Genomic DNA, 19,310 nt, shown 5'->3' on the forward strand with positions numbered 1-19,310 from the left:
ATGATTGACTCCTAAAAGAACCCTTAAGCGGATCGAAATAAGGCATCGAGTGCCTCAATAAATGCCAGAGGGGGCTGGTCGGATATCAGCCCACGCGTTTCTGGATGTTGGTTGCCACGTAGGAAGAAATACAAGGCACCGCCAACGTCGCGCGTGTATTGATAATCGGGGATGCGTTTGTGCAAGTGTCTGTGAAGTGCGAGTAGGTACAAAGCGTATTGCACATCGTAACGCTTATCTAACAGGGCCTTTTCTAATTCGGGCAAGGCGTAATCCACGTCTTTATCGCCAAGATAATTCGATTTCCAATCGGCGATATAATATTGCCCCTCAAACTCAAACACCAAATCGATAAAGCCTTTGAGCATACCATTCAGTTCAATCGCTTGAAGTGTTGGCCGTGCGTGACCTGGCCTCAAATAGGTTCGGCACAGACTGTCCAACGCTTGCGTGTCGACCCTATGCGCAGCAAACATAAACTCCATTTCGGCTTGATAGCGCTGGAGTTGATGCAGTGCCAGAACCGAAGTGTTGGGTAATTGAAATTGTGTGCTTAAGAAGCTATGCAACCAATGATCAAGAATATCAATCCAGGCCGCCCAGCCTCGAATTTGACAGCGCTTTTCCAGCATGGCGCGACGTGCATCAGCGGATTGCAAGGCTGATTCAAAGCCTTGCTCTGCAGCCCACTCCAGTAATCCGTGTAAAAAGGTGCCGGCATTGGGGCCACGAATAAATCGGTGCAACTCATGGAGCTCGGCGGCAGGCAGATCCAAGCGACTTTGTGCTAGATCCATCCCTTGTGTTTGCTCTTCGGACTGCGTCTCTTCGATGGCTGAATCGGGAGCCGTATTGAGCCAGGCTTTTTCAGTGTCCTGCAGTGTATCCCCCATTTTCAAGGCAGAGTAACTGGCAATCCACCAGTATTCCTTCGGACTTTTAAGGGATGTTTCGGCGGCACGGAACTGATACGTCAGTGCAGGTGTATAGCTTGTGTACTCGATGCTAGGGGCGTTGAGTATACAAATGCAATCACTTGATTTCTGCAATGCTTCAAGTGATTGTGCTAGGTTTTCGGGCGTTAAGGTTTCTTGATCCACTAAAAGATAGCCTAATGCACTTTTATGCATTTTAGACTCTTTAGCTGTTCCAGATTTCAAGGCGGCAATGCCAAGCCACAAGGCATGACGTGCACGCGTGAGTGCAACGTACAGCAAACGCATGTCTTCCGCATGGCGTTCTGTATCGGCGTGCTCCCAAGCCATTGGAAAATGCTTGGAGCCTGCAACTTCAAGAGAAGGCGAGTCGCTGAGGGAAAGATTGACGGACTTTTGTAAATGATTCACCTCTTTCCAACTGCTAATAAATGGGAGCAGTACCAGCGGGTACTCCAACCCTTTGGATTTGTGAATAGTGATGACTCGGATTAAGTCGGCATCGCTTTCAAGACGCAAAATTTGCTCTTCGCTTGGATCTTCAATTTGCTCGGCAAGGTGGCGTATCAATCCCTGTTCACCTTCAAACTGCACACTGGCTTGTTGCAACCACTCGGCGAGGTGCAGCAGGTTGGTTAGGATGCGCTCCCCTTCGTTTCGGTACAGAACACGCTTGGCTAATTCATAGTGCTGCATTAATTCACGCAGCATAGGTAAAACGCCCTGTCGGCTCCATAAGGTATGAAAGTATCGGAAATGCTCTGTTTCCTGCTCCCAGAGTAATTCGTCACGATACAATGCTTCTAGGCGTATCAGGCTGACGTTCAGCGTTGGTGTTGCAAGCGCTGCCCGTATTTTGCGATCATTGCGAGGATCGGCACAGGCCTGCAGCCAAATGAGCAGATCGCGAGCTTCCGATGATTGAAAGACAGATTCTCTGTCGGACAAATAAACACTATTTAAGTCTCTGCTCCTCAGCTCCGTTCGAATTAAGTCCGCTTCGCTTCGACTGCGCACGAGAATGGCAATGTCATTCGGTTTAAGCGGCGTCCAAGTGTCTTGAGTAAAAAAGCCTGAGATCTCTGGAGTGCTTAACCAACGCACGATCTGACTGGCGCAGCCCTTTGCCATTTGTTCCCGAAATGCACCAATAGGGATCAGTGCATCAGGCGATTCGGCATCTGAGTCGCTTTCTGAGCCAGCAGAGGGAAGGCCTTTTAGATACCAAAAATTCATGGCTGGCGTGACTTCACCTTCAAGTCGCAATTGCTCAGAGCGACCCTGAGCCTCTACCTCAAGGAAGGGCACGGGATTGTCATCAGACTGCTTAAAATGAAACGCCCCTTTACTCAGCTGCTCACCTTGTGCAAATAACCTGTTTACGGCGGTGACAACACCTTGTGTTGATCGATAGTTTTTGCGCAAATGGTAATGACGAGAGTGCGTGGCGTGTCTGGCTTTTAAGTAGGTGTGTATGTCGGCGCCACGAAAAGAGTAAATCGCCTGTTTTGGATCGCCAATCATTATAATTGCCGTGCTTGGCGAGTTCGCTTCTATGTCGTAAATGCGATCAAAAATCCGATACTGCAAGGGATCTGTGTCTTGGAACTCATCAATCATCGCAACCGGATATTGAGTTTTGATGGTCTGGCGCAATGCATCACCTTGCGGCCCCTGAAGGGCTTTGTCCAGTTGAACGAGCAAATCGTCAAAGCCCAACTCCGCTCGCTCTAACAAGAGTTGCTTTAAATGTGAACGCACCCAATAGGTTGCATGTGCAATCAGATGAGCTTTTAGTGCAAGCGTTGAGTCGTCACCGCTTGCGTAAGATTGCCAGGCTTTAATTGCTTCAAAGGCGGGGTGCGAAGGCTGAGCGGGTGCCTTTTTACCGCCAGTGAGGGGAATCTCGCCTTCTTGTAAATAGTGTAAGCCTTTTGGCGCAGGTTGGCCTGCCGCCCAAGCGTCGGCATCCGACAAAAACTGGATAAGATCCTCTTCGCTTTTAATACCGAATTTGGACTTATGCAAATTTGGTTGTAAGTCAGTTAAGAGAGCTGTAAGGTCATTGCGAGATTCCGCCCAACGTGAGCGCGCTAGATTCTCAGCTGCACTTTTCTGAGCTTGCTGTTGTGCGACGTCAGTCAACAGTGGCTGAACCTGATCTTCAAAGGCAATGGCTTGGCCTTGAAAGCTAATAGGTACGTCGTGTTTTGGAATAAGGAAACGGATGTCGCTGTAAAGGTTATCAGGGCTGCCCAATAATTCTTTGACAAGTTCTGCTTCGTCGGTGTCCATTCCGTAAAAATGGATCCGCCAGTAGTCTTTTACCAGTTCATGGATTAGGTGTTTTTGATCTGAGATTAAGGTCTGATTAAAGAGGCTGCCACTGTCAAAGGCATGCTCTTTCAGCATGCGATAGCACCAACCGTGAATGGTTGAAATGGCCGCTTGGTCCATGGATTCAGCGGCGATCAGTAAACGGCGCTGGCAGAACAGCCATTCGTCCTTAGGAATACTGCTGCGCAGTTGCCTTAGAGGGTCATTGCTAATCAGATCGGCGGCTTCGTCCATGCGCCCAAAACAGTCTGCAGCCTCGACCAAGCGCTGGCGGATACGCTCTTTCAGTTCTTGGGTGGCCGCATCGGTAAAGGTCACAACTAAAATTTGCTCAGGTGTCAGCGCTTGCGAAAAAGCGGCATCTCCACCCTGTTGAAGGATTAAGCGCGTATACAATAATGCGAGGGTAAAGGTTTTACCCGTACCAGCGCTGGCTTCAATTAATTGGCTCCCATATAAGGGAAATGACCCTATCTCTAATTCTTGACTGCTCATGGCACGACCTTGGTGACTACGCGCTTTCTCGCTCAATCAGCCTAAACCCCAAATCCATCACGGGCGTGGGGGTTGGCTGTCCTTTTAAGCGGTTCAGCATCATTTCTGCGGCTGTTTTGCCAATAGAATACAGGGGAATGGCAATGGATGTCAGTGATGGATTGATACAGGCGGATTGTTCTAGGTCATTAAATCCGGCAATTGCAATCTGTTGTGGAATTCTAAGGTGTCGTCGTTGGCACTCATAAATAGCGCCATAGGCCAAATCGTCGTTACAGCAAAAGATGGCATCCGTGTCCGGAAATTGCGCTAATAGCTCCGAAAAAAGCACTCCCCCTAAGTGCACAGAAGAGGGGCGGGGGTCTGCGATGACTCGATCCGGTTGAGTCGGCGCATGCTCGCGAACATAGGAAAGAAATCCTTGTACACGATTGCGCGTTCGTTGGTCAAGCTGAGAGGCGATGACACCAATGCGCTGATAGCCTTTTCGAATAAAGTACTCAGCCATTTCTCTGCCCGCTGCAAGGTGGGAAATGCCCACACACATATCAATGGGTTCGCGTGTGCCAGTTTCCATCATTTGCACAACCGGGATGCCGCTTTGCACTAACCGTTCGCGGGTATCATCGCTCATATCCAGACCGGTGGTAATAAACCCATCTGGCATGTGCGTCAGAAACTTCTCAATTAAATTACTTTCTTGCTTCAATGAGTAGTAGGTGTTGCCTATGATCATTTCATAATTTAGCGGTGTGCAGACATCGTAAATGCCTTTGATAACATTGCTGAACACGGCGTTGGAGACAGAGGGAATAATGACCGCAAGCGTTTTGCTAGCATTACTGGCTAAGGATCTCGCTGCTCGATTTGGCACATAACCTGTTTCGAGCACGGCCTGTTGGATGCGCTCTCTCAGCGTGTCGGACACTTTATCGGGATTGTTGAGGGCACGCGAAACAGTGATCGCACTAACCCCAACTTGACGGGCAACATCGTCTAGCGTAATGCGGCCCTTGCCTCGGTGACCCGATTTTCCCGCAGACTTCATTTCGTTAGCTCTCTTTGAATGAGTTTATAACAGTATTTATATTTCAGTTACTTAGCAAATTCAATCCAGTTCGTTTATTTGAGATCACTTTTCGCAGAGGACAGCTGCTCCAAAACACACTCTAATAGATGATCAGGGCTCTCTTGGATGGATAACGTCACTGATGCTTCATCATCCCCCGGGGCTTCTAAATCCTTTAGCTGACTTTGAAGTAAGCTGGAACTCATATAATGACCTTGTCTTGCTGAAAGCCGTGCGTTGAGCAGGTCAGGCGAACCTTCTAAGTAGACAAAAAACAATTCACCGGCTTGCTTGCGCAATAAATCTCGGTAGCTTCGCTTTAAACTCGAACACGCAAGAACGACGGCTCCAGAGAGCGCTTGCTGACGAATTTCAGAGCCTAAGGTTTCGAGCCACGGCTGTCTATCGGCATCGGTAAGGGGAGTGCCTGAACTCATTTTTGCTATGTTCGCGGGTGTGTGAAAGGCATCACCCTCTAAAAAAATGCCATTGAGTTGCTCTGCAAGGCGCTTGGCGAGGGTGCTTTTGCCACAACCGCACACACCCATCACAACGATTTTGTATGGTTTCATCTATTAAGTGTTCCGAAAAAAGACCCTGAAGTGGTTTCCAGGGCCAAACATGGTGTGAAAAAACAAACAACAGAATTACTGATTTGAGCGGAGTTCAGTCAGCGCCGCTTGAAGCTCGTCCCAGAGATCTTGCCCAACGCCCTGAGCGATAGATTGATTAACATCCACCAGTCTTGAACGCATGCGCTCAACTTCTTCTAGACTAAGTTCATTCACCTTCATGCCTTTTTCTTGCAGTTCGGCAAGTGCCATTGCAGCCTCTTTGCGTGTGTCTTCACGCTCAAAATCGCGAGCGGTTTTTGCGGCTTCGAGAAGAATGTCGCGTTCAGTTGCCGAGAGTCGATCCCAAAAACGCTTGCTGACAAGAACAATCCATGGGCTGTAAACATGGTTGGTTACGGTCAAATACTCTTGAACTTCGTAGAACTTGCTCGATAAGATGGTATTGAAAGGGTTTTCTTGGCCATCAACCGTTTTGGTTTCAAGTGCTGTAAACAGCTCAGAAAAAGCCATGGGCACAGCATTGGCACCTAGATTTCTAAAGCTATCCAAGAACACGTTGTTTTGCATGACGCGTAAACGTATGCCGTCTAAATCTTCCAACGACTCGACAGGCCGACGGCTGTTGGTGAGGTTACGAAAGCCATTCTCCCAATACACTAAGCCGATCAGCCCTTTTTCTTCGAGCGTATCCATTACTTTTTGGCCAACGGGGCCATCAAGAATAACATCGGCTTCTTCTGCACTGTTGAATAAGAAAGGGGTATCCCAAATGGCCATCTCTGATGCAATGCCGACGAGCGTTGCGGTGGAGCCGACCATCATTTCTTGAGCGCCGCCTAAGAGCGCTTGCTGCATCTGAATGTCAGATCCCAGAGTTGCTCCGCCAAAAGCACGAATACGTAACTTTCCATCGGAAAGTCGAGACACTTCCTCAGCAAACACCTTCGTGGCGCGGCCTTGGTTTGAGTTTTCATTTAAACCATAACCAAAGCGAATTTGGCGTGTTTGAACATCGGCCGCTGCGTGGGAGATGATGGAAGCCCCAATCAGGCATGAGAGTAATAACGTTTTTATTTTCATTGGTCTATCCTCATTTACGATTATGTAAGGCTGGTTTAAAGCCTAGAGCAAAAACATCATGACAGCCATTTAAGTGGCCAAGTCACAATTTGTGGAAACAGAATTAACAAGCCAAGTAGAAGGATGTAGGCCGTAATAAAGGGCAGTACACCTTTTACTACCGACTCCATTGGCATTTTTCCGACCCCCGATACCACATTGAGCACGGTGCCTACAGGCGGTGTAATCAGCCCGATACACCCGGCCATGATGAACATTAAACCGAAGTAAACAGGGTCCACACCCGCAGCGGCAGCCATCGGCGCCAGTACAGGTGCCAGAATTAAAATTGAGGGCGTTAAGTCCATTACCATGCCGATAATCAACAGGAAGAGGACGGCCGCCAACATGAACAGCATTGGCTTATCTAATATAGGTGCGAATAGTTCAATTAACTGGTTAGGCAGGTCGGCGAGGGTGATCATGTAAGAAGACGCCATAGCCGCTCCCGCTAAAAACATAACAACCGAAGTGGTTTTGGATGCTCTAATTAATACTTGATAGAGTGCGGCAATATTGAGCTCGCGGTAAACCAAGGTCGTGATGATCAAGGCGTAAACCGCCGCTACCACGGCCGCTTCGGTAGGTGTGAAGATCCCTCCACGTAAGCCACCAATAATGATGATGGGTAATAGCAAAGCCCAGATACTGCGTCTAAGCACCTGTAAACGTGTGCCCCAAGACTCCTTTTCGGCAACGGGTAAATCCTTGCCTTTTGCGACCCAACCCCAAGCGATTGCAATCGCAACGGCCATGAGAATGCCCGGTACAATACCCGCAATAAACAGCTGGCTGATGGAAGTGTTGGTGGTTACGCCATAGATAATAAATGGCATAGACGGAGGAATAATTGGACCAATAATGCCCCCAGAAGCGATTAACCCGGCACTGCTGCCATGCGGGTAGCCTTGGCGTTTCATCATGGGCAGTAATAAAGTCGCTAACGCGGCGGTATCGGCAATTGCTGAACCACTCATAGACGCTAAAAGGACGGATGCGCCTATGGCGACATAGCCTAAACCACCGCGTACATGCCCAAAGAAGGCGCGAGCCAAGTCAACGATTCGTTGAGACAAGCCACCGGCTGTCATCAACTCTCCTGCTAGCACGAAAAAGGGGACTGCCAATAAGGGGAAATTATCAAAACCTGCCTGGACATTCTGCGCCAACAACTGGGCATTAAAAAAGTCCAAGTGATACATTAACGCAACCGCGGTTAGCATCAATGCGTAAGCGATTGGTACACCTATGCTCATGGTGCTGAACAAGACCGCTAAAAAAATTGCAATTGCCATAGGACGATACCTTATTCGGAAGGATGGGAAGTCGAAGGAGTGGGCAATGTTCCGCGCAGGTCCTTCCAACTTTCAACAATCAGTAATATCAGCATGCAAGCCGCCATCAACAGAATGGCGGCAGCTGTCAGTCCCAATGGATATCCCAGAACAGGACTACGACTGTAGATGCCAACTTGAATTTGTTCCCATGCCCCAACGATCAAGAGGCCAAGAATCCATGCAATCAATCCACGGCTCGTCCAGCGGCATACATATTGAAGTTTACGAGGTAAGCGGTTGATCAATAGATCAAACACTAAATGTTCACGATCCACTGTGGCTAATATTGAGCCTACGCAGACTAACCAAACAAAGAGTAAGCGTGCGATCTCGTCATAGCCGGAAATGCCCGTGTTGAACAGGTATCGAAGTATTACATTTAAGAAGACGGCACAGACCATACCAAACATGCTGAGGGCTAACATCGCCTCGGCCACATGGCGAAGGAGAGAAACGCGCGGTTTCTCAGGTGTGATTTTAGTCATTGAACACAACTCATTTATTTTTATTGATAGCGCTAACATTTTAAGTTTTAAAGATAGCGTCGGACTATATTGGTAAAGTTATCGCTTAAATTGGGTTTCGTCAATAGGTTTTCTATAAAAATGTTAGCGCTAACATTTTTCGAGTCGCTGTCGTTTACTGCCATCTTGGAGGCGATATCCCTTATACTGCATCTCTATAAAATACGTTAAGGAAAGTGTCTATGTTCAAGCCCGTGGTACAGGAAGAAGTCTCAGGATGTGGAATTGCATCGGCTGCCAACATTTTAGGAAAGACGTATCAAGAGATGAAAGCCATAGCAAACGCAATGGATATTTATGCTGAGGATGAGTTGCTCTGGTCTGATACTCGGTATGTGAGACGGCTGCTCGGCCATGCAGGCGTTGAGACTTCCGTAGATGAAACACCCTTTGAGTCTTGGAGCGCTCTACCTGATTTAGCGTTGTTAGCCATCAAACACCATCAAGAAAACGGCAAAGACTTTTGGCACTGGGTTGTATTTAAGCGCTTAGAAGGGAAGGCGTTTGTTTTAGACTCAGCCAGTTACCTGCCTTCTAATATTCGAACAGACTTTGATGAAATGCAGCCTAGATGGTTTATTGAGATCAAGGGTGTTTGATTTAGTGGGTAAATTTGAAGCTCGACTGCATCCTTAAATTCTATTTTGCCTAACGTTGACCATGACTGAGGTATTCCATCGTTGAAGCGTGAGCTATTGGAAAAGTATCAAGTGATTGTCTACTTGATAGCCATTGTGTGTGGTCTAGCACTTGGCGCTTTTTTGCCAACCCAAGTGAGTGTTTTGGAGCTGTTGCTTTGGCCTGTTCTAGTGGTATTGCTGTACACAACCTTTACTCAAGTTCCACTGGCTCATATTCGCCAGGCATTTGCTGATCCTCGATTTATTGTTGCCGCTGTGATGGGTAACTTCATTCTATTGCCTGTTGTTGTATGGGGTTTGATGGCGTTGGCACCTAATGAGCCCGCAGTTCGTCTTGGTATATTGCTGGTTCTGTTGGTTCCGTGCACTGACTGGTTTATCACCTTCACTCACTTGGGTGGCGGTGACACAAAGCACGCCATTGCTTTTTCCCCTGTCAGCTTGATACTTCAGGTTCTTTTGCTGCCTTTTTATTTGTGGCTGTTTCTTGGTTTTGATGTTGCATTAGAGATAGCGCAGCAAGAAATGCTACTGGCTTTTTTTGGATTGATTTTACTGCCATTGTTAGCGGCATTCTTGACAGAGAAATGGGCAGATAAAAATGCCCGTAGAGGGGCGATCATTCAGAAACTGGGTTGGTGCCCTGTACTCTTGCTTGCGCTTGTCGTCTTTTCGATTGCAGCGACCCAAGTTGGTCTCGTTATGGACTCAGTCGGTTTGCTTGGACATCTGCTTTTTATCTTTATTGCCTTTCTTGTGATAGCCGCTCTAATGTCCCGTGCTCTTGCACAGATATTCAGATTGCCGACAGGGCAGGGGCGGGTATTGGCATTCAGTTTAGGAAGCCGGAACTCATTTGTCGTACTACCGCTGGCGTTGGCATTGCCATCATCATTTGAGGTGGCCGTTGTTGTTATTGTTTTTCAATCCTTGGTCGAACTCTTTGGGATGGCGGCGTACTTGTGGTGGGTTCCGAAGGTGTTATTTCGTCCTGAAGAGACCATACGATGGTCGCCTTAAAAGCATTCATAATTTGGGCTGGTATCCTCGTGCTAGCTGTTGGCAATGGTGTGCTGCGCGAGTCTGTCCTCATATCTAGTCTTGGAAGTGCGGCTGCGTTCGTGTTGAGCGGCATTCTGCTTTCCGTTTTGATCATTGTTGTGGCGTACTTTTCGCTTCCGTGGCTGCAAATCCAGAGCTCTATGCAGTTTTGGTTAATTGGGTTTTTCTGGCTGGCGCTTACGCTCGCCTTTGAGCTTTCTTTCGGCCTCTGGCAAGGCAAATCATGGTCCATGTTACTTGAAGCTTACACATTTAAGGGCGGGAATATTTGGCCTATCGTTCTCGCAGCAACGCTCTTTGCACCTTACATTGGGGCCAAGCTAAGGTGAAAAGCGGCTCAATAATGAGTCGTTTTACTACGATTGGCCATACACTGGAGATGATATGACATTCGAAGATTTGCGATCTGAAGTCCATGAAACATACATGAAATACTACGTTGCAGGATTTAAAGAAAACGACGTTTCTCTGATCGATAAAATGGTCCAGTATCCTATCGCATACATTAAAAATGGTTCAGTTACCCTGTGTGATTCGTACCCCATAGATCCGAAAAGTCTCAAGGAAGAAAAAGGATGGGATCACTCTATTGATTGGAGATTTGAGGTAACTGCTGTCAATAGTCTTGAAGCACATGCAGTAGCTTCGGCTGTCAGATGCAGAGCAGATGGCTCAAAAATTGAGAGAGTGCATGGGTTCTATGCTTTTACAAAGACAGACGATGGCCGGAAAATGTATGCTGTTGCAGATGCAACCTTTTAACTATAACCCGTCGAAGCACTTCGTCGCCATTAGCGGCTGGGGACGTCCAGTAGTGGCCGCTTATGTGCTTAGGCGTTAGCGAGGAAATTGAATTTGAGCAATGTGATTACCACGTATCTAGAAATGAATTCACCAAGCGAGTTCATTGAAAAACCTGACTCAAAGGAATTGACGATAGTGGAGGTTGAGATTAAAGATTTTAGATTTAATCGCTACCTCTATGGTCTGGTCGGTGAGCTATGGTATTGGACCGACAAACTCGCTTTAAGTGATGCTGAGTGGGAAGAGTACGCAGAGTCAGACAATCTACGTACTTGGGTTGCCTATTACAGAGGCTCCATAGTAGGGTATTTTGAACTAAATTCCGATTCAGAATTTAATGTTGAAATTGCCTATTTTGGTTTGGCACCCAAGTTTATCGGAAAAGGTTACGGTGGCTATCTACTTTCAAGGGCAATTAAGTCTGCATGGCAAGATTGTGGTGCAAAAAGAGTGTGGGTTCATACATGTACCCTAGATCATCCCAATGCGTTAAGGAATTATCAGGCTTGCGGTTTAAAGGTTTATCTTGTTGAATAATGTAGCAAATAGAATGAAGGCTATAAGTTTGGGATAGTCCTCAACCTTGCAGAGGTGGTAAGTGAAAGTAGTGAGAAGCAAAGAGTTTAAAGCTGATCATACTTGGTGTGCACCTAGAGGTGCTGTAAGAGTGCTAGCTGTTGAAACTGATGGTAGTGTCTGAATATGGCAAGGAATCACAGCCAATGTGGGCCAATGGAATCAAGATTGATCAGCCTTTTTGCATCTTTATTTTTCTCTGTCCCCACAGCTGCTTTCATCTGGCTTGGTGTCAACAAAGGGTTGGCATATTGGGGCGGGTTTCTCAGCAGTACTTACTTGTTCGCCTGTATTATCGTCTTTGCCATAATGGCATTACTGTTTCCGCAACTATTTCCATCTATTCTTGGAGGGCTTTGGCGCGGTATTCTTAAGGTTGGACATTGGTGGGGCGGGTAGACTTGTTAACTAAGTTTGTTATTAAAGAGTACGAAGAAAACGGGTATCTCGTTCTTAGAGGTTTTTTTAGCGAGAGCGAGCTTCATAAGCTCCGGGAAGTGATCGCCCAATTTCATCAGTCGTGGATGTTAGAAAATGCGCAGTTCTACGCTGATAAAGCGATAAACTCAGCATATTTGACAGCTAAAAAACATCTGAAAAATACTGAAAGGGAATCGTTATTTGCGTTTATCGGATCTGCTAAGCTCAAGGAGGTTGTGACTTCTGTTATTGGTGCTCGTCCGGCATTTATGAATACCCAGTCGTTCTTCGATCCCGTGAATGAAGGACAGAAAAACTACTGGCACAGAGATCCACAGTACCATATGACCATAGATGAGCAGAAACAGGCGCTGTTGGGTCCAAATGTTGTTCACTTTCGCATTCCTTTGGTTGATGAGCCTGGTATGGAATTAATACTAGGGAGCCATCGGCGCTGGGATAGTGACGATGAACTGGATGTGCGTTTGGAGAGAAATGGACGTAAGAGTTATGAAGATCTGGCGACAGGTGCACGCGTTACGCTAAATGCTGGTGACCTGCTGGTGTTTAGTGCGAACATGATTCATCGAGGAGTGTATGGTATGAATCGTCAGTCTCTCGACATACTGTTTTGCGATCCAGCTCCAGAGATAATGCGCTTTGTCGATGAAAGTTGTTTACCAGATTCAGACATGCTGGAGAGGCTCGAAAATGCTGATGCTTTTAAAAACTCGATTGAGATGAAAGCAATAAGGTAGTGCTGCAACGACTTCGATTAGAATAATGCTGTATGAAGCGGACAGTCGTCCATTCAGGATTGATGTCCCTGCATATCTAGGTGATTACAGCTCCCCACGGGATAAAGCCTAAATAGGAGAGAGGCTGGCATGGCCACGACTGGAGTCAAAGGTTCACAAGAATTGGCGCGTTTACGTTGTTTGGCTTTGGCTGCTCAAGGGTTGCTGCACGCTCAGCCCTTTGGACGTGGGTTGTCGGGAGCACGGAAAGCGATTAACCATCTCGGTTATGTGCAAGTCGATACTATTTAGATCAGCAATTGCGCTGTCATGGCGTTTTTTCGCTCAAGGGCGTGACCTATCAACGCCGCAATGCTGAGCTACGAAGAGCCGTCAAAACCTTGGTGAACGATAAACTGGCACAGGGTAGTTTAGAGCAGATCAAACTGACCAGAGGCGAAGTTTTTATCGTGAAAGCGGGGGCGCTTGAACACCCGCTGCCTCGGCTGAATAATCGTATGGTTATCTTGTCTCCATTTGACAACAGTGTTATTCAACGAGAAAGACTCAAAGCTCTTTTTGATTATGATTATAAAATAGAGTGTTATGTGCCTGCTGCCAAACGTCAATACGGCTATTTTTGCTTACCACTGCTTTACATAGATGCATTTGTTGGGCGCATGGATTGCAAGGCGCATAGGAAGGACAGGAGGCTCGAAATTAAGTCACTGTATTTTAAGCAACAGAGCTTTGATGGGGATCAGATAGTGAAAGCATTTATCGATGCTATCAAAGGGTTTTGTCAGTTTCAGGGGTGTGATTCGGCCTTTTTGCAAGCGGCGTATCCAATACATTTGGGCCAAGGTTTATGCAGTGCGTTAACACTTTCAATTGGTGACACGCCATAAAAAATAGTATATATACACCCCTCAATTAATAACTGCAGTAGTAGGCCAAGCATTTTAGATTGTTGACAATTTAAGGTTTAAAGCAGGTAAGCTTATTTATAAGGATGTATAAATGACCAATATTATTTTATGTAATCAATCTTTACGTGGTGATATTTTAAGCAACACTTGTGGGATTGAAAGTAACCTCCTCTACGCTAGACAGGGCACTCAGCCTGAAACTCTTGCACGTTTTACTCCCTATGCGGCTTGTGAAGATTTTACCCCACAAGATCAGCATATCCTCTCATGTCTGTCCGCGCCGAATGTATCAAGAGAGTTAACAAACCTTAGTTTGTCCTATGGTGAAAAGAACATACTGGCGATTGCCGATGTTTCGAATAGGCTAAATGAATACAATATTGGTTTGATTGGTGCTTCAACAAATGTTTACGTGAGTCGAATGGGTGAGTTTGGTCAAGCCGTCAAAGAGTATCAGGACGCCCTGTTAACGTATCGAGATACTATGCGCTCAGGTGCAACCCCTCTGTCCAAAATGGCTGCAAAACATCGTGCCGAACGTAGCTTTGCTCGGATGCAGGTTAGCTACCGCCATGAGATCAGTAAAGTCAATTCACGCTCCCGAGCAGGTCGGCGAGGTACGCCTTTAACGAGTTCAACACGCGGAACGAATATTGCGCGAAGCAGCCGCAATGTCGCAAGTCTTAATTTGAACTCACGAATTGAGGCGGATAACTTAGTTCGATTTACTCAGTATGCCAAGTTTCTTGGAAATGGACTGACTGTCATCGACTTTACCAGCAGGGTTGGCCATATACACAACAGTTACGAAGCGGGCGGTGAGTGGGAGCGTGATCTATTTATTGAGTCGAGTAGTTTTGCTGCAAGTGCAGTCGTTGGCTCTGGCGTCGCAAAAGCTGGTGTATTAGGTATCGGATTTCTGATGGTTGCGACTCCCGTTGGCTGGGTTGGGCTGGTTGTTGGCGGTGCAGCTGTGGCAAGTACCGCTGCCGCAGCTTCCTTGGGTACGAACTACTGGGTTAAAAATAATGCTGGTCATTGGTATGACTCACTATTAAGAACCTTGAGAATAAAATGACAACTAGTTCAATGATAGGTGCATTTTCTTTTTCGATTATGTTTGTCGGATTGATTCTATTTGTAATCTTCGGTCAAGTTACAGTACGTAAGCTCAGAAAAAACCCTGATACAAAGCGTGCACTTGGAATGGAGTTATATAGCGGCTATGACATTTTTAATGTGGCGGGTGTGTTTTCAACTCCAAAATGGATAAGAACTCGCTTAGAGGCCTCACCTCTGAGCAGTTTATATGCAAACCATGACTTACTGTTTAAACACACAACCCGCTTTGATCGTGTGTTTGCTCGTATGGTATGGATTTGTACCATGGGTCCCGCGTTTATATTATTGATTTTAGTCGTACTGAGCGCTCTCGGTATTACCGAATAACCTCTGCTTGGGTGTTCTGTAATAGGCTAGGCTAGCAGCCATGTTCTGTATAGCTTGCATAAATGCTTGAACAGATGCAGTCGGTAGAGTTATCACTGGAGCCATACGATGGCTCCTCAATTTGGTGATCTTGCAGGTGCTTATTCACGCGGCATCAACATTCAACATCGTTTGGTCTACCAAGTGCTTGAGGACGAACGAGTGGTGAAAGTTTTAAGTCTCTGGAGTCACTACGAATAATGCATAACTCCTATGAACTTAAACCTTGTTAATTGGTAGTGTCTGAATATGGCAAGGAATCACAGCCAAGGTGGGCCAATGGAATCAAGATTGATCAGCCTTTTTGCATCTTTATTTTTCTCTGTCCCCACAGCGGCTTTCATTTGGCTTGGTGTCAACAAAGAGTTGGCATATTGGGGCGGGTTTGTCAGCAGTACTTACTTGTTCGCCTGTATTATCGTCTTTGCCATAATGGCATTACTGTTTCCGCAACTATTTCCATCTATTCTTGGAGGGCTTTGGCGCGGTATTCTTAAGGTTGGACATTGGTGGGGCGGGTAGACTTGTTAACTAAGTTTGTTATTAAAGAGTACGAAGAAAACGGGTATCTCTTTCTTAGAGGTTTTTTAGCGAGAGCGAGCTTCTCCCCACGGGATAAAGTTTAAATAGGAGAGAGGCTGGCATGGCCACGATTGGAGTTGAAGGTCCACAAGAATTGGCGCGTTTACGTTGTTTAGCTTTGGCTGCTCAAGGGTTGCTGCACGCTCAGCCCTTTGGACGTGGCTTGTCGGGAGCACGGAAAGCGATTAACCATCTCGGTTATGTGCAAGTCGATACTATTTCGGTGGTGGAGCGAGCACATCATCATGTTTTTCACTCTAGGGTTCCTGGGTTCGCCCCCGCGATGACTAACAAAAGGTTGCTTGATGGCGATATTTTCGAGTATTGGGCACATGCTGCTGCATTTTTGCCTATGGCCGATTTTCGTTTTTCCTTACATTACAAACATGCTATTAAAAGTGGCCAGACCCATTCTGATAGTCTTTTATAGTATAAATGCGGGTGTTAACCCATACAGGAAATCATATGCGCTCTCTTGAACTTGCTATTCCGCCTGTTGCTCTTGCCGTCCTTTTCGCTATCGGTATGATATTTCTGACATATGTTGCTCCAACTGCAGTGCCCGTCCCTGCGAGGATAGGTATTACCGCGACTTTGGTGCTTATTGGCGCGTTAGTTGCTCTTGCTGGTGTGTATTCGTTTCGCCAACAGAAGACCACCGTAAACCCCTTTACACCAGAGAAGTCTTCCTCGCTTATAGTAACTGGTATCTATCGCTTCAGTCGTAATCCTATGTATCTACGTTTCTTTATTGCACTGCTGGGGTTGTGTGTATACCTTGCTAATTGGGCATCTGCTTTTTTGCTTCCAGCATTTGTTGCTTATATGAATTGTTTCCAAATCAAACCTGAGGAGCGTGCACTCGAGAAGCTTTTCGGTCAGCAGTTTCTTGATTACTGCAAGTCCGTTAGGCGCTGGCTTTGAGCTCGAATGATCGTTCAGTCAACAATTTTGTTCCTGCATACCTAAGCTAGCAGCCATGTTCTGCATAACGAGTATAAATGCTTAAACAGATGCAGTCGGTGGAGTTATCACTGGAGCCATACGATGGCTCCTTAATTCAGAGGAATTTTTTCGATGGCTTTTGGACATGTTTATTTGGTAACGAGTCGCTTGAATACTGTGACGCCTGAACAAGTCGCGAGTGCCGAGGAAACGCTCGGCTTCAAGTTTCCCGATGGTTACTCTGATTTCGTTACACGATTGGGCGAGGGGAGCTACTCGAATTTCGTTCGTGTTTATTTGCCTTCTCGGATTGTTGAGGAGCATCGTGAATTCCAAGATCGTTGGAAACAGTATTTCTTTTGGGACAAGGGACATGAGGTTCTTACTAAGGAACAGATAGTCGAGTCATTTATTATTGCCGATACAGTGCAGGGTGATGAGTTGATTTTCCATCCGGCGCAACCCAATCGCCTGTTTGTTTTACCGCGTTATCATGACACTGTCTTTGTGGCGGGAAATGGTTTTCCTGCGGCTGTGGACTGGCTTTGTAAATCGGGTCAATTAACTGATCCCATCACATTCGATTGCTTTGAATCATGGCAACAACGCCGAAGTTTCAAGTTTGTAGGTCCCGGACAATTCGAAACGGTAGCAAAAGCGCTAGAAGGCCTTGGTATTCATGATCACATACAAACTGACGAAGAATATCCATTGCTTGAGATCTTTGTTTCTGATTTTCAAGGTAAGGTCGTTCTTACTGCGTATGACTCGCATGCGACAGCATGGCTGACTCATGATGCTGAAGCGAACACCAAAGCGTTGGAAAGAGCGATTGCTTGCCTTGAAGGCTTGGGGTTGGTTTGTCAGCCGGATACAAATGAATAATGATGAAAAACACCTTCCTTAGCGAAAGGCTAGAGCTTAGCGTCAGGTTTGTTCTAGATTTGGACAGCTAGCCTGTTTATACTGGGTTCGTTTAGTGTTTGTGTTTTAATACCAAGGGATTAATAGTATTTATGCTACAGGGTTGGCTAATTTAAATCGATTGGGTGGGTTGGTATGAGTATTGAAAGTCCTATATTTATTAGAAATATTCACTTTCCGATCCAGGATGTTAAGCAGCATGATTGGTTTGAGGGGGATCCCCTGAGAACATCTTATTGTGATGCTTTGTCTGTGCTTTTCCCAGCAGGTGAGCGCTTTTTTATCAAATCTGTTAAGCATTATCTTGATAAAATTGAAGACCCCGATTTTCGAGAAGAAGTTCGCCGCTTTTGTATTCAAGAAGCGTTTCATACAAGAGAACATGAGGCATACAATGCTCAGTTAGCTTCCTATGGTTATGACGTGGAAAAAATGGAAGCACGAGTTATAAAAGCGCTTGGAAGGGTTAAATCTCCCATTGTGCAACTTGCGTTTACTGTTGCGATTGAACACTTGACGGCTACCTTATCCTATTTGATTTTGAAAGATCCGAAAGTATTAGCGAAGGTAACGCCTGTTTATCGAGATTTATGGACTTGGCACGCACTTGAAGAAATGGAGCATAAGGCCGTTGCCTTTGATGTCTATCAACTGGTGACGCGGAACCTATCTCCATGGAAACGCTATATGTTAAGAGTTGGTGCGCTCTTTGCTGTGACGATCGACATACATAGAATGTTGTTAATCAATTTTAATGAAATGCTGACTCATCGAGGCGAATCAAAAGGGCCCAAAATGTGGTTAAAATCTGCTTGGTCCTTATTTGGTAACCCTGGATATTATCGTCGAGTGATTTTTCACTATTTACGGTTTTATTCTCCTTTTTTTCATCCTTGGAAAGGTGATGATGGTAAGTTAATGCGCCAAGGACGACAGGAGCTAAATAATATGATGAATGTAGAACCTAAGCATGTCGACTAAGCTTTTAAAACGCTTTTTAAGCGCTATCAATCAAGGCACTGCACCTCAGTGGCTGCAGAAATTTGTATGGCGCAGTTGGTATAACCTAATGGCTTGGCGCTGGAAGGATGACCAGTGGACCTTTATGAATTACGGTTGGTTACCATCAGCAAAGCAGTCAGTTTTTCCGCTGGATAGTAAAGATGAGCCTGATAGAGCATTTATTGGTCTCTATCATCATTTAGCTCAGTGCGTAGAGTTGTCTGGAAAATGCGTTGTAGAGGTGGGTTCAGGCAGAGGTGGCGGTGCATCCTATATTGCACGCTATCATCACCCTCGTTCGATGGTAGGCATGGACTTTTCAAGTCGTGCAATCGAATTAAGTAAACGTTTGCATCGTGACATACCAGGGCTCAGTTTCTTGCAGGGTGATGCAGAACAGATGCCATTCGATTCTGACTCCTTTGATGTCGTATTGAATGTTGAGTCCTCTCATTGTTATGGCAACATGGCTGCGTTCGTTTCCGAAGTGGTACGCGTTTTGAAACCAGATGGATATCTTGCTTGGGTTGATATTCGCGGTAAAGAGATGTTGGCAACGACCGAAAAGGCGTTTCAACATCCGCAGCTAACACTTGTTCATAGTGAACTTATTAATGAAGGCGTGGTGCGTGCACTTGACGCAGCGTCTGAGCGAAAGCAACAGGCCATAGATCGAATCTCTGTTGGACAGGGGGTCATAAAGCAGTTTGCCGCAATGCCCGGCACCCCACTGTATAAAGGTTTGTCAAATGGCTCGGTGCAGTATTTATGTCGAGTGTATCAGCGCAATACCTAATCATAGGTATTCG

At 46.1% G+C, this 19,310-nt stretch carries 23 protein-coding genes and 1 pseudogene; 18 read left to right on the forward strand and 6 right to left on the reverse strand.

Annotated elements, in window-relative coordinates:
- Positions 1 to 23 precede the first annotated feature (23 nt).
- The 6 genes from recB to DN062_RS01745 all read right to left on the reverse strand — a co-directional run bounded on the left by recB (position 24) and on the right by DN062_RS01745 (position 8,352).
- A complete protein-coding gene (gene recB / locus DN062_RS01720) occupies positions 24 to 3,767 on the reverse strand; it encodes an exodeoxyribonuclease V subunit beta (RefSeq protein ID WP_112156947.1) in 3,744 nt (1,247 codons plus the stop codon).
- Between the two features lie 16 nt (positions 3,768 to 3,783).
- Positions 3,784 to 4,815: an HTH-type transcriptional regulator GntR gene (gene gntR / locus DN062_RS01725; protein ID WP_112156949.1), complete on the reverse strand. Its 1,032-nt coding sequence runs from the start codon at positions 4,813 to 4,815 to the stop codon at positions 3,784 to 3,786.
- Between the two features lie 74 nt (positions 4,816 to 4,889).
- Positions 4,890 to 5,408 carry a gluconokinase gene (locus tag DN062_RS01730; RefSeq protein ID WP_205126618.1) on the reverse strand — a complete coding sequence of 173 codons (519 nt, stop codon included), beginning with the start codon at positions 5,406 to 5,408 and terminating at the stop codon, positions 4,890 to 4,892.
- A 75-nt stretch (positions 5,409 to 5,483) separates the two neighbouring features.
- Positions 5,484 to 6,491 (reverse strand): TRAP transporter substrate-binding protein, encoded by a 1,008-nt coding sequence (locus DN062_RS01735; RefSeq protein ID WP_112156951.1) that lies wholly within the window; start codon positions 6,489 to 6,491, stop codon positions 5,484 to 5,486.
- 56 nt (positions 6,492 to 6,547) lie between these two features.
- Positions 6,548 to 7,825, reverse strand: coding sequence for a TRAP transporter large permease (locus DN062_RS01740; RefSeq protein ID WP_112156952.1), 1,278 nt, complete (start codon positions 7,823 to 7,825; stop codon positions 6,548 to 6,550).
- A gap of 11 nt (positions 7,826 to 7,836) precedes the next feature.
- Positions 7,837 to 8,352, reverse strand: a complete 516-nt coding sequence (locus tag DN062_RS01745) for a TRAP transporter small permease (RefSeq protein ID WP_112156953.1) — start codon at positions 8,350 to 8,352, stop codon at positions 7,837 to 7,839.
- A 221-nt stretch (positions 8,353 to 8,573) separates the two neighbouring features.
- On the opposite strand from DN062_RS01745, the gene DN062_RS01750 reads away from it, so the two are divergent.
- The 18 genes and pseudogenes from DN062_RS01750 (at position 8,574) to DN062_RS01830 (ending at position 19,297) form a co-directional block, all read left to right on the forward strand.
- Positions 8,574 to 8,990 (forward strand): hypothetical protein, encoded by a 417-nt coding sequence (locus tag DN062_RS01750; RefSeq protein ID WP_112156955.1) that lies wholly within the window; start codon positions 8,574 to 8,576, stop codon positions 8,988 to 8,990.
- A gap of 81 nt (positions 8,991 to 9,071) precedes the next feature.
- Complete coding sequence (locus tag DN062_RS01755; protein ID WP_112156957.1) at positions 9,072 to 10,052, forward strand: arsenic resistance protein; 981 nt, start codon at positions 9,072 to 9,074, stop codon at positions 10,050 to 10,052.
- The gene (locus DN062_RS01760; protein WP_112156959.1) at positions 10,040 to 10,423 is read left to right on the forward strand and encodes a hypothetical protein; all 384 of its coding nucleotides are present in this window, start codon (positions 10,040 to 10,042) and stop codon (positions 10,421 to 10,423) included. Before DN062_RS01755 ends, DN062_RS01760 begins: the two co-directional genes overlap by 13 nt.
- A 55-nt stretch (positions 10,424 to 10,478) precedes the next feature.
- Positions 10,479 to 10,856: a hypothetical protein gene (locus DN062_RS01765; RefSeq protein ID WP_112156960.1), complete on the forward strand. Its 378-nt coding sequence runs from the start codon at positions 10,479 to 10,481 to the stop codon at positions 10,854 to 10,856.
- Positions 10,857 to 10,958: 102 nt separating this feature from the next.
- Positions 10,959 to 11,435 (forward strand): GNAT family N-acetyltransferase, encoded by a 477-nt coding sequence (locus tag DN062_RS01770; protein ID WP_239995665.1) that lies wholly within the window; start codon positions 10,959 to 10,961, stop codon positions 11,433 to 11,435.
- A gap of 195 nt (positions 11,436 to 11,630) precedes the next feature.
- The gene (locus DN062_RS01775) at positions 11,631 to 11,873 is read left to right on the forward strand and encodes a hypothetical protein (protein ID WP_239995652.1); all 243 of its coding nucleotides are present in this window, start codon (positions 11,631 to 11,633) and stop codon (positions 11,871 to 11,873) included.
- 2 nt (positions 11,874 to 11,875) lie between these two features.
- Positions 11,876 to 12,652 (forward strand): phytanoyl-CoA dioxygenase family protein, encoded by a 777-nt coding sequence (locus tag DN062_RS01780; RefSeq protein ID WP_112157177.1) that lies wholly within the window; start codon positions 11,876 to 11,878, stop codon positions 12,650 to 12,652.
- A gap of 129 nt (positions 12,653 to 12,781) precedes the next feature.
- Positions 12,782 to 12,943, forward strand: a complete 162-nt coding sequence (locus DN062_RS18690; protein ID WP_205126619.1) for a hypothetical protein — start codon at positions 12,782 to 12,784, stop codon at positions 12,941 to 12,943.
- An 8-nt stretch (positions 12,944 to 12,951) separates the two neighbouring features.
- Positions 12,952 to 13,539 carry a DNA glycosylase AlkZ-like family protein gene (locus DN062_RS01785; protein ID WP_205126620.1) on the forward strand — a complete coding sequence of 196 codons (588 nt, stop codon included), beginning with the start codon at positions 12,952 to 12,954 and terminating at the stop codon, positions 13,537 to 13,539.
- A gap of 112 nt (positions 13,540 to 13,651) precedes the next feature.
- On the forward strand, positions 13,652 to 14,638 hold the full coding sequence (locus tag DN062_RS18640) for a hypothetical protein (RefSeq protein ID WP_164498066.1): 987 nt from the start codon (positions 13,652 to 13,654) through the stop codon (positions 14,636 to 14,638).
- A complete protein-coding gene (locus DN062_RS01795) occupies positions 14,635 to 15,009 on the forward strand; it encodes a hypothetical protein (protein WP_112156964.1) in 375 nt (124 codons plus the stop codon). Before DN062_RS18640 ends, DN062_RS01795 begins: the two co-directional genes overlap by 4 nt.
- Before the next feature lie 123 nt (positions 15,010 to 15,132).
- Positions 15,133 to 15,249, forward strand: a pseudogene (locus tag DN062_RS01800) (type II toxin-antitoxin system YoeB family toxin); the annotation flags it as partial.
- 78 nt (positions 15,250 to 15,327) lie between these two features.
- Positions 15,328 to 15,570 carry a hypothetical protein gene (locus DN062_RS01805; RefSeq protein ID WP_239995653.1) on the forward strand — a complete coding sequence of 81 codons (243 nt, stop codon included), beginning with the start codon at positions 15,328 to 15,330 and terminating at the stop codon, positions 15,568 to 15,570.
- A 121-nt stretch (positions 15,571 to 15,691) separates the two neighbouring features.
- Positions 15,692 to 16,060, forward strand: coding sequence for a DNA glycosylase AlkZ-like family protein (locus DN062_RS01810; RefSeq protein WP_205126622.1), 369 nt, complete (start codon positions 15,692 to 15,694; stop codon positions 16,058 to 16,060).
- 35 nt (positions 16,061 to 16,095) lie between these two features.
- Entirely contained in the window at positions 16,096 to 16,554 is a 459-nt protein-coding gene (locus tag DN062_RS01815; protein WP_112156968.1) for a methyltransferase family protein, read from the forward strand.
- A 153-nt stretch (positions 16,555 to 16,707) separates the two neighbouring features.
- Complete coding sequence (locus DN062_RS01820) at positions 16,708 to 17,460, forward strand: SMI1/KNR4 family protein (RefSeq protein WP_112156970.1); 753 nt, start codon at positions 16,708 to 16,710, stop codon at positions 17,458 to 17,460.
- Between the two features lie 174 nt (positions 17,461 to 17,634).
- Positions 17,635 to 18,480: a metal-dependent hydrolase gene (locus DN062_RS01825; protein ID WP_112156971.1), complete on the forward strand. Its 846-nt coding sequence runs from the start codon at positions 17,635 to 17,637 to the stop codon at positions 18,478 to 18,480.
- Positions 18,470 to 19,297: a class I SAM-dependent methyltransferase gene (locus DN062_RS01830; RefSeq protein WP_112156973.1), complete on the forward strand. Its 828-nt coding sequence runs from the start codon at positions 18,470 to 18,472 to the stop codon at positions 19,295 to 19,297. The genes DN062_RS01825 and DN062_RS01830 overlap by 11 nt, the downstream gene beginning before the upstream one ends.
- Positions 19,298 to 19,310: the final 13 nt, after the last annotated feature.

This window comes from Nitrincola tibetensis, from assembly GCF_003284585.1.
Lineage (GTDB): Bacteria > Pseudomonadota > Gammaproteobacteria > Pseudomonadales > Balneatricaceae > Nitrincola > Nitrincola tibetensis.

Bases quoted from the DNA above. Each gene is read 5' to 3' on its own strand.
- DN062_RS01795 (WP_112156964.1), top strand. From the start codon at position 14,635: ATGACAACTAGTTCAATGATAGGTGCATTTTCTTTTTCGATTATGTTT.
- DN062_RS18690 (WP_205126619.1), top strand. From the start codon at position 12,782: ATGGCCACGACTGGAGTCAAAGGTTCACAAGAATTGGCGCGTTTACGT.
- DN062_RS01815 (WP_112156968.1), top strand. From the start codon at position 16,096: ATGCGCTCTCTTGAACTTGCTATTCCGCCTGTTGCTCTTGCCGTCCTT.
- recB (WP_112156947.1), bottom strand. From the start codon at position 3,767: ATGAGCAGTCAAGAATTAGAGATAGGGTCATTTCCCTTATATGGGAGC.
- DN062_RS01740 (WP_112156952.1), bottom strand. From the start codon at position 7,825: ATGGCAATTGCAATTTTTTTAGCGGTCTTGTTCAGCACCATGAGCATA.
- DN062_RS01745 (WP_112156953.1), bottom strand. From the start codon at position 8,352: ATGACTAAAATCACACCTGAGAAACCGCGCGTTTCTCTCCTTCGCCAT.
- DN062_RS01730 (WP_205126618.1), bottom strand. From the start codon at position 5,408: ATGAAACCATACAAAATCGTTGTGATGGGTGTGTGCGGTTGTGGCAAA.
- DN062_RS01765 (WP_112156960.1), top strand. From the start codon at position 10,479: ATGACATTCGAAGATTTGCGATCTGAAGTCCATGAAACATACATGAAA.
- DN062_RS01750 (WP_112156955.1), top strand. From the start codon at position 8,574: ATGTTCAAGCCCGTGGTACAGGAAGAAGTCTCAGGATGTGGAATTGCA.
- DN062_RS18640 (WP_164498066.1), top strand. From the start codon at position 13,652: ATGACCAATATTATTTTATGTAATCAATCTTTACGTGGTGATATTTTA.
- DN062_RS01820 (WP_112156970.1), top strand. From the start codon at position 16,708: ATGGCTTTTGGACATGTTTATTTGGTAACGAGTCGCTTGAATACTGTG.
- gntR (WP_112156949.1), bottom strand. From the start codon at position 4,815: ATGAAGTCTGCGGGAAAATCGGGTCACCGAGGCAAGGGCCGCATTACG.
- DN062_RS01735 (WP_112156951.1), bottom strand. From the start codon at position 6,491: ATGAAAATAAAAACGTTATTACTCTCATGCCTGATTGGGGCTTCCATC.
- DN062_RS01810 (WP_205126622.1), top strand. From the start codon at position 15,692: ATGGCCACGATTGGAGTTGAAGGTCCACAAGAATTGGCGCGTTTACGT.
- DN062_RS01775 (WP_239995652.1), top strand. From the start codon at position 11,631: ATGGAATCAAGATTGATCAGCCTTTTTGCATCTTTATTTTTCTCTGTC.
- DN062_RS01830 (WP_112156973.1), top strand. From the start codon at position 18,470: ATGTCGACTAAGCTTTTAAAACGCTTTTTAAGCGCTATCAATCAAGGC.
- DN062_RS01825 (WP_112156971.1), top strand. From the start codon at position 17,635: ATGAGTATTGAAAGTCCTATATTTATTAGAAATATTCACTTTCCGATC.
- DN062_RS01805 (WP_239995653.1), top strand. From the start codon at position 15,328: ATGGAATCAAGATTGATCAGCCTTTTTGCATCTTTATTTTTCTCTGTC.
- DN062_RS01760 (WP_112156959.1), top strand. From the start codon at position 10,040: ATGGTCGCCTTAAAAGCATTCATAATTTGGGCTGGTATCCTCGTGCTA.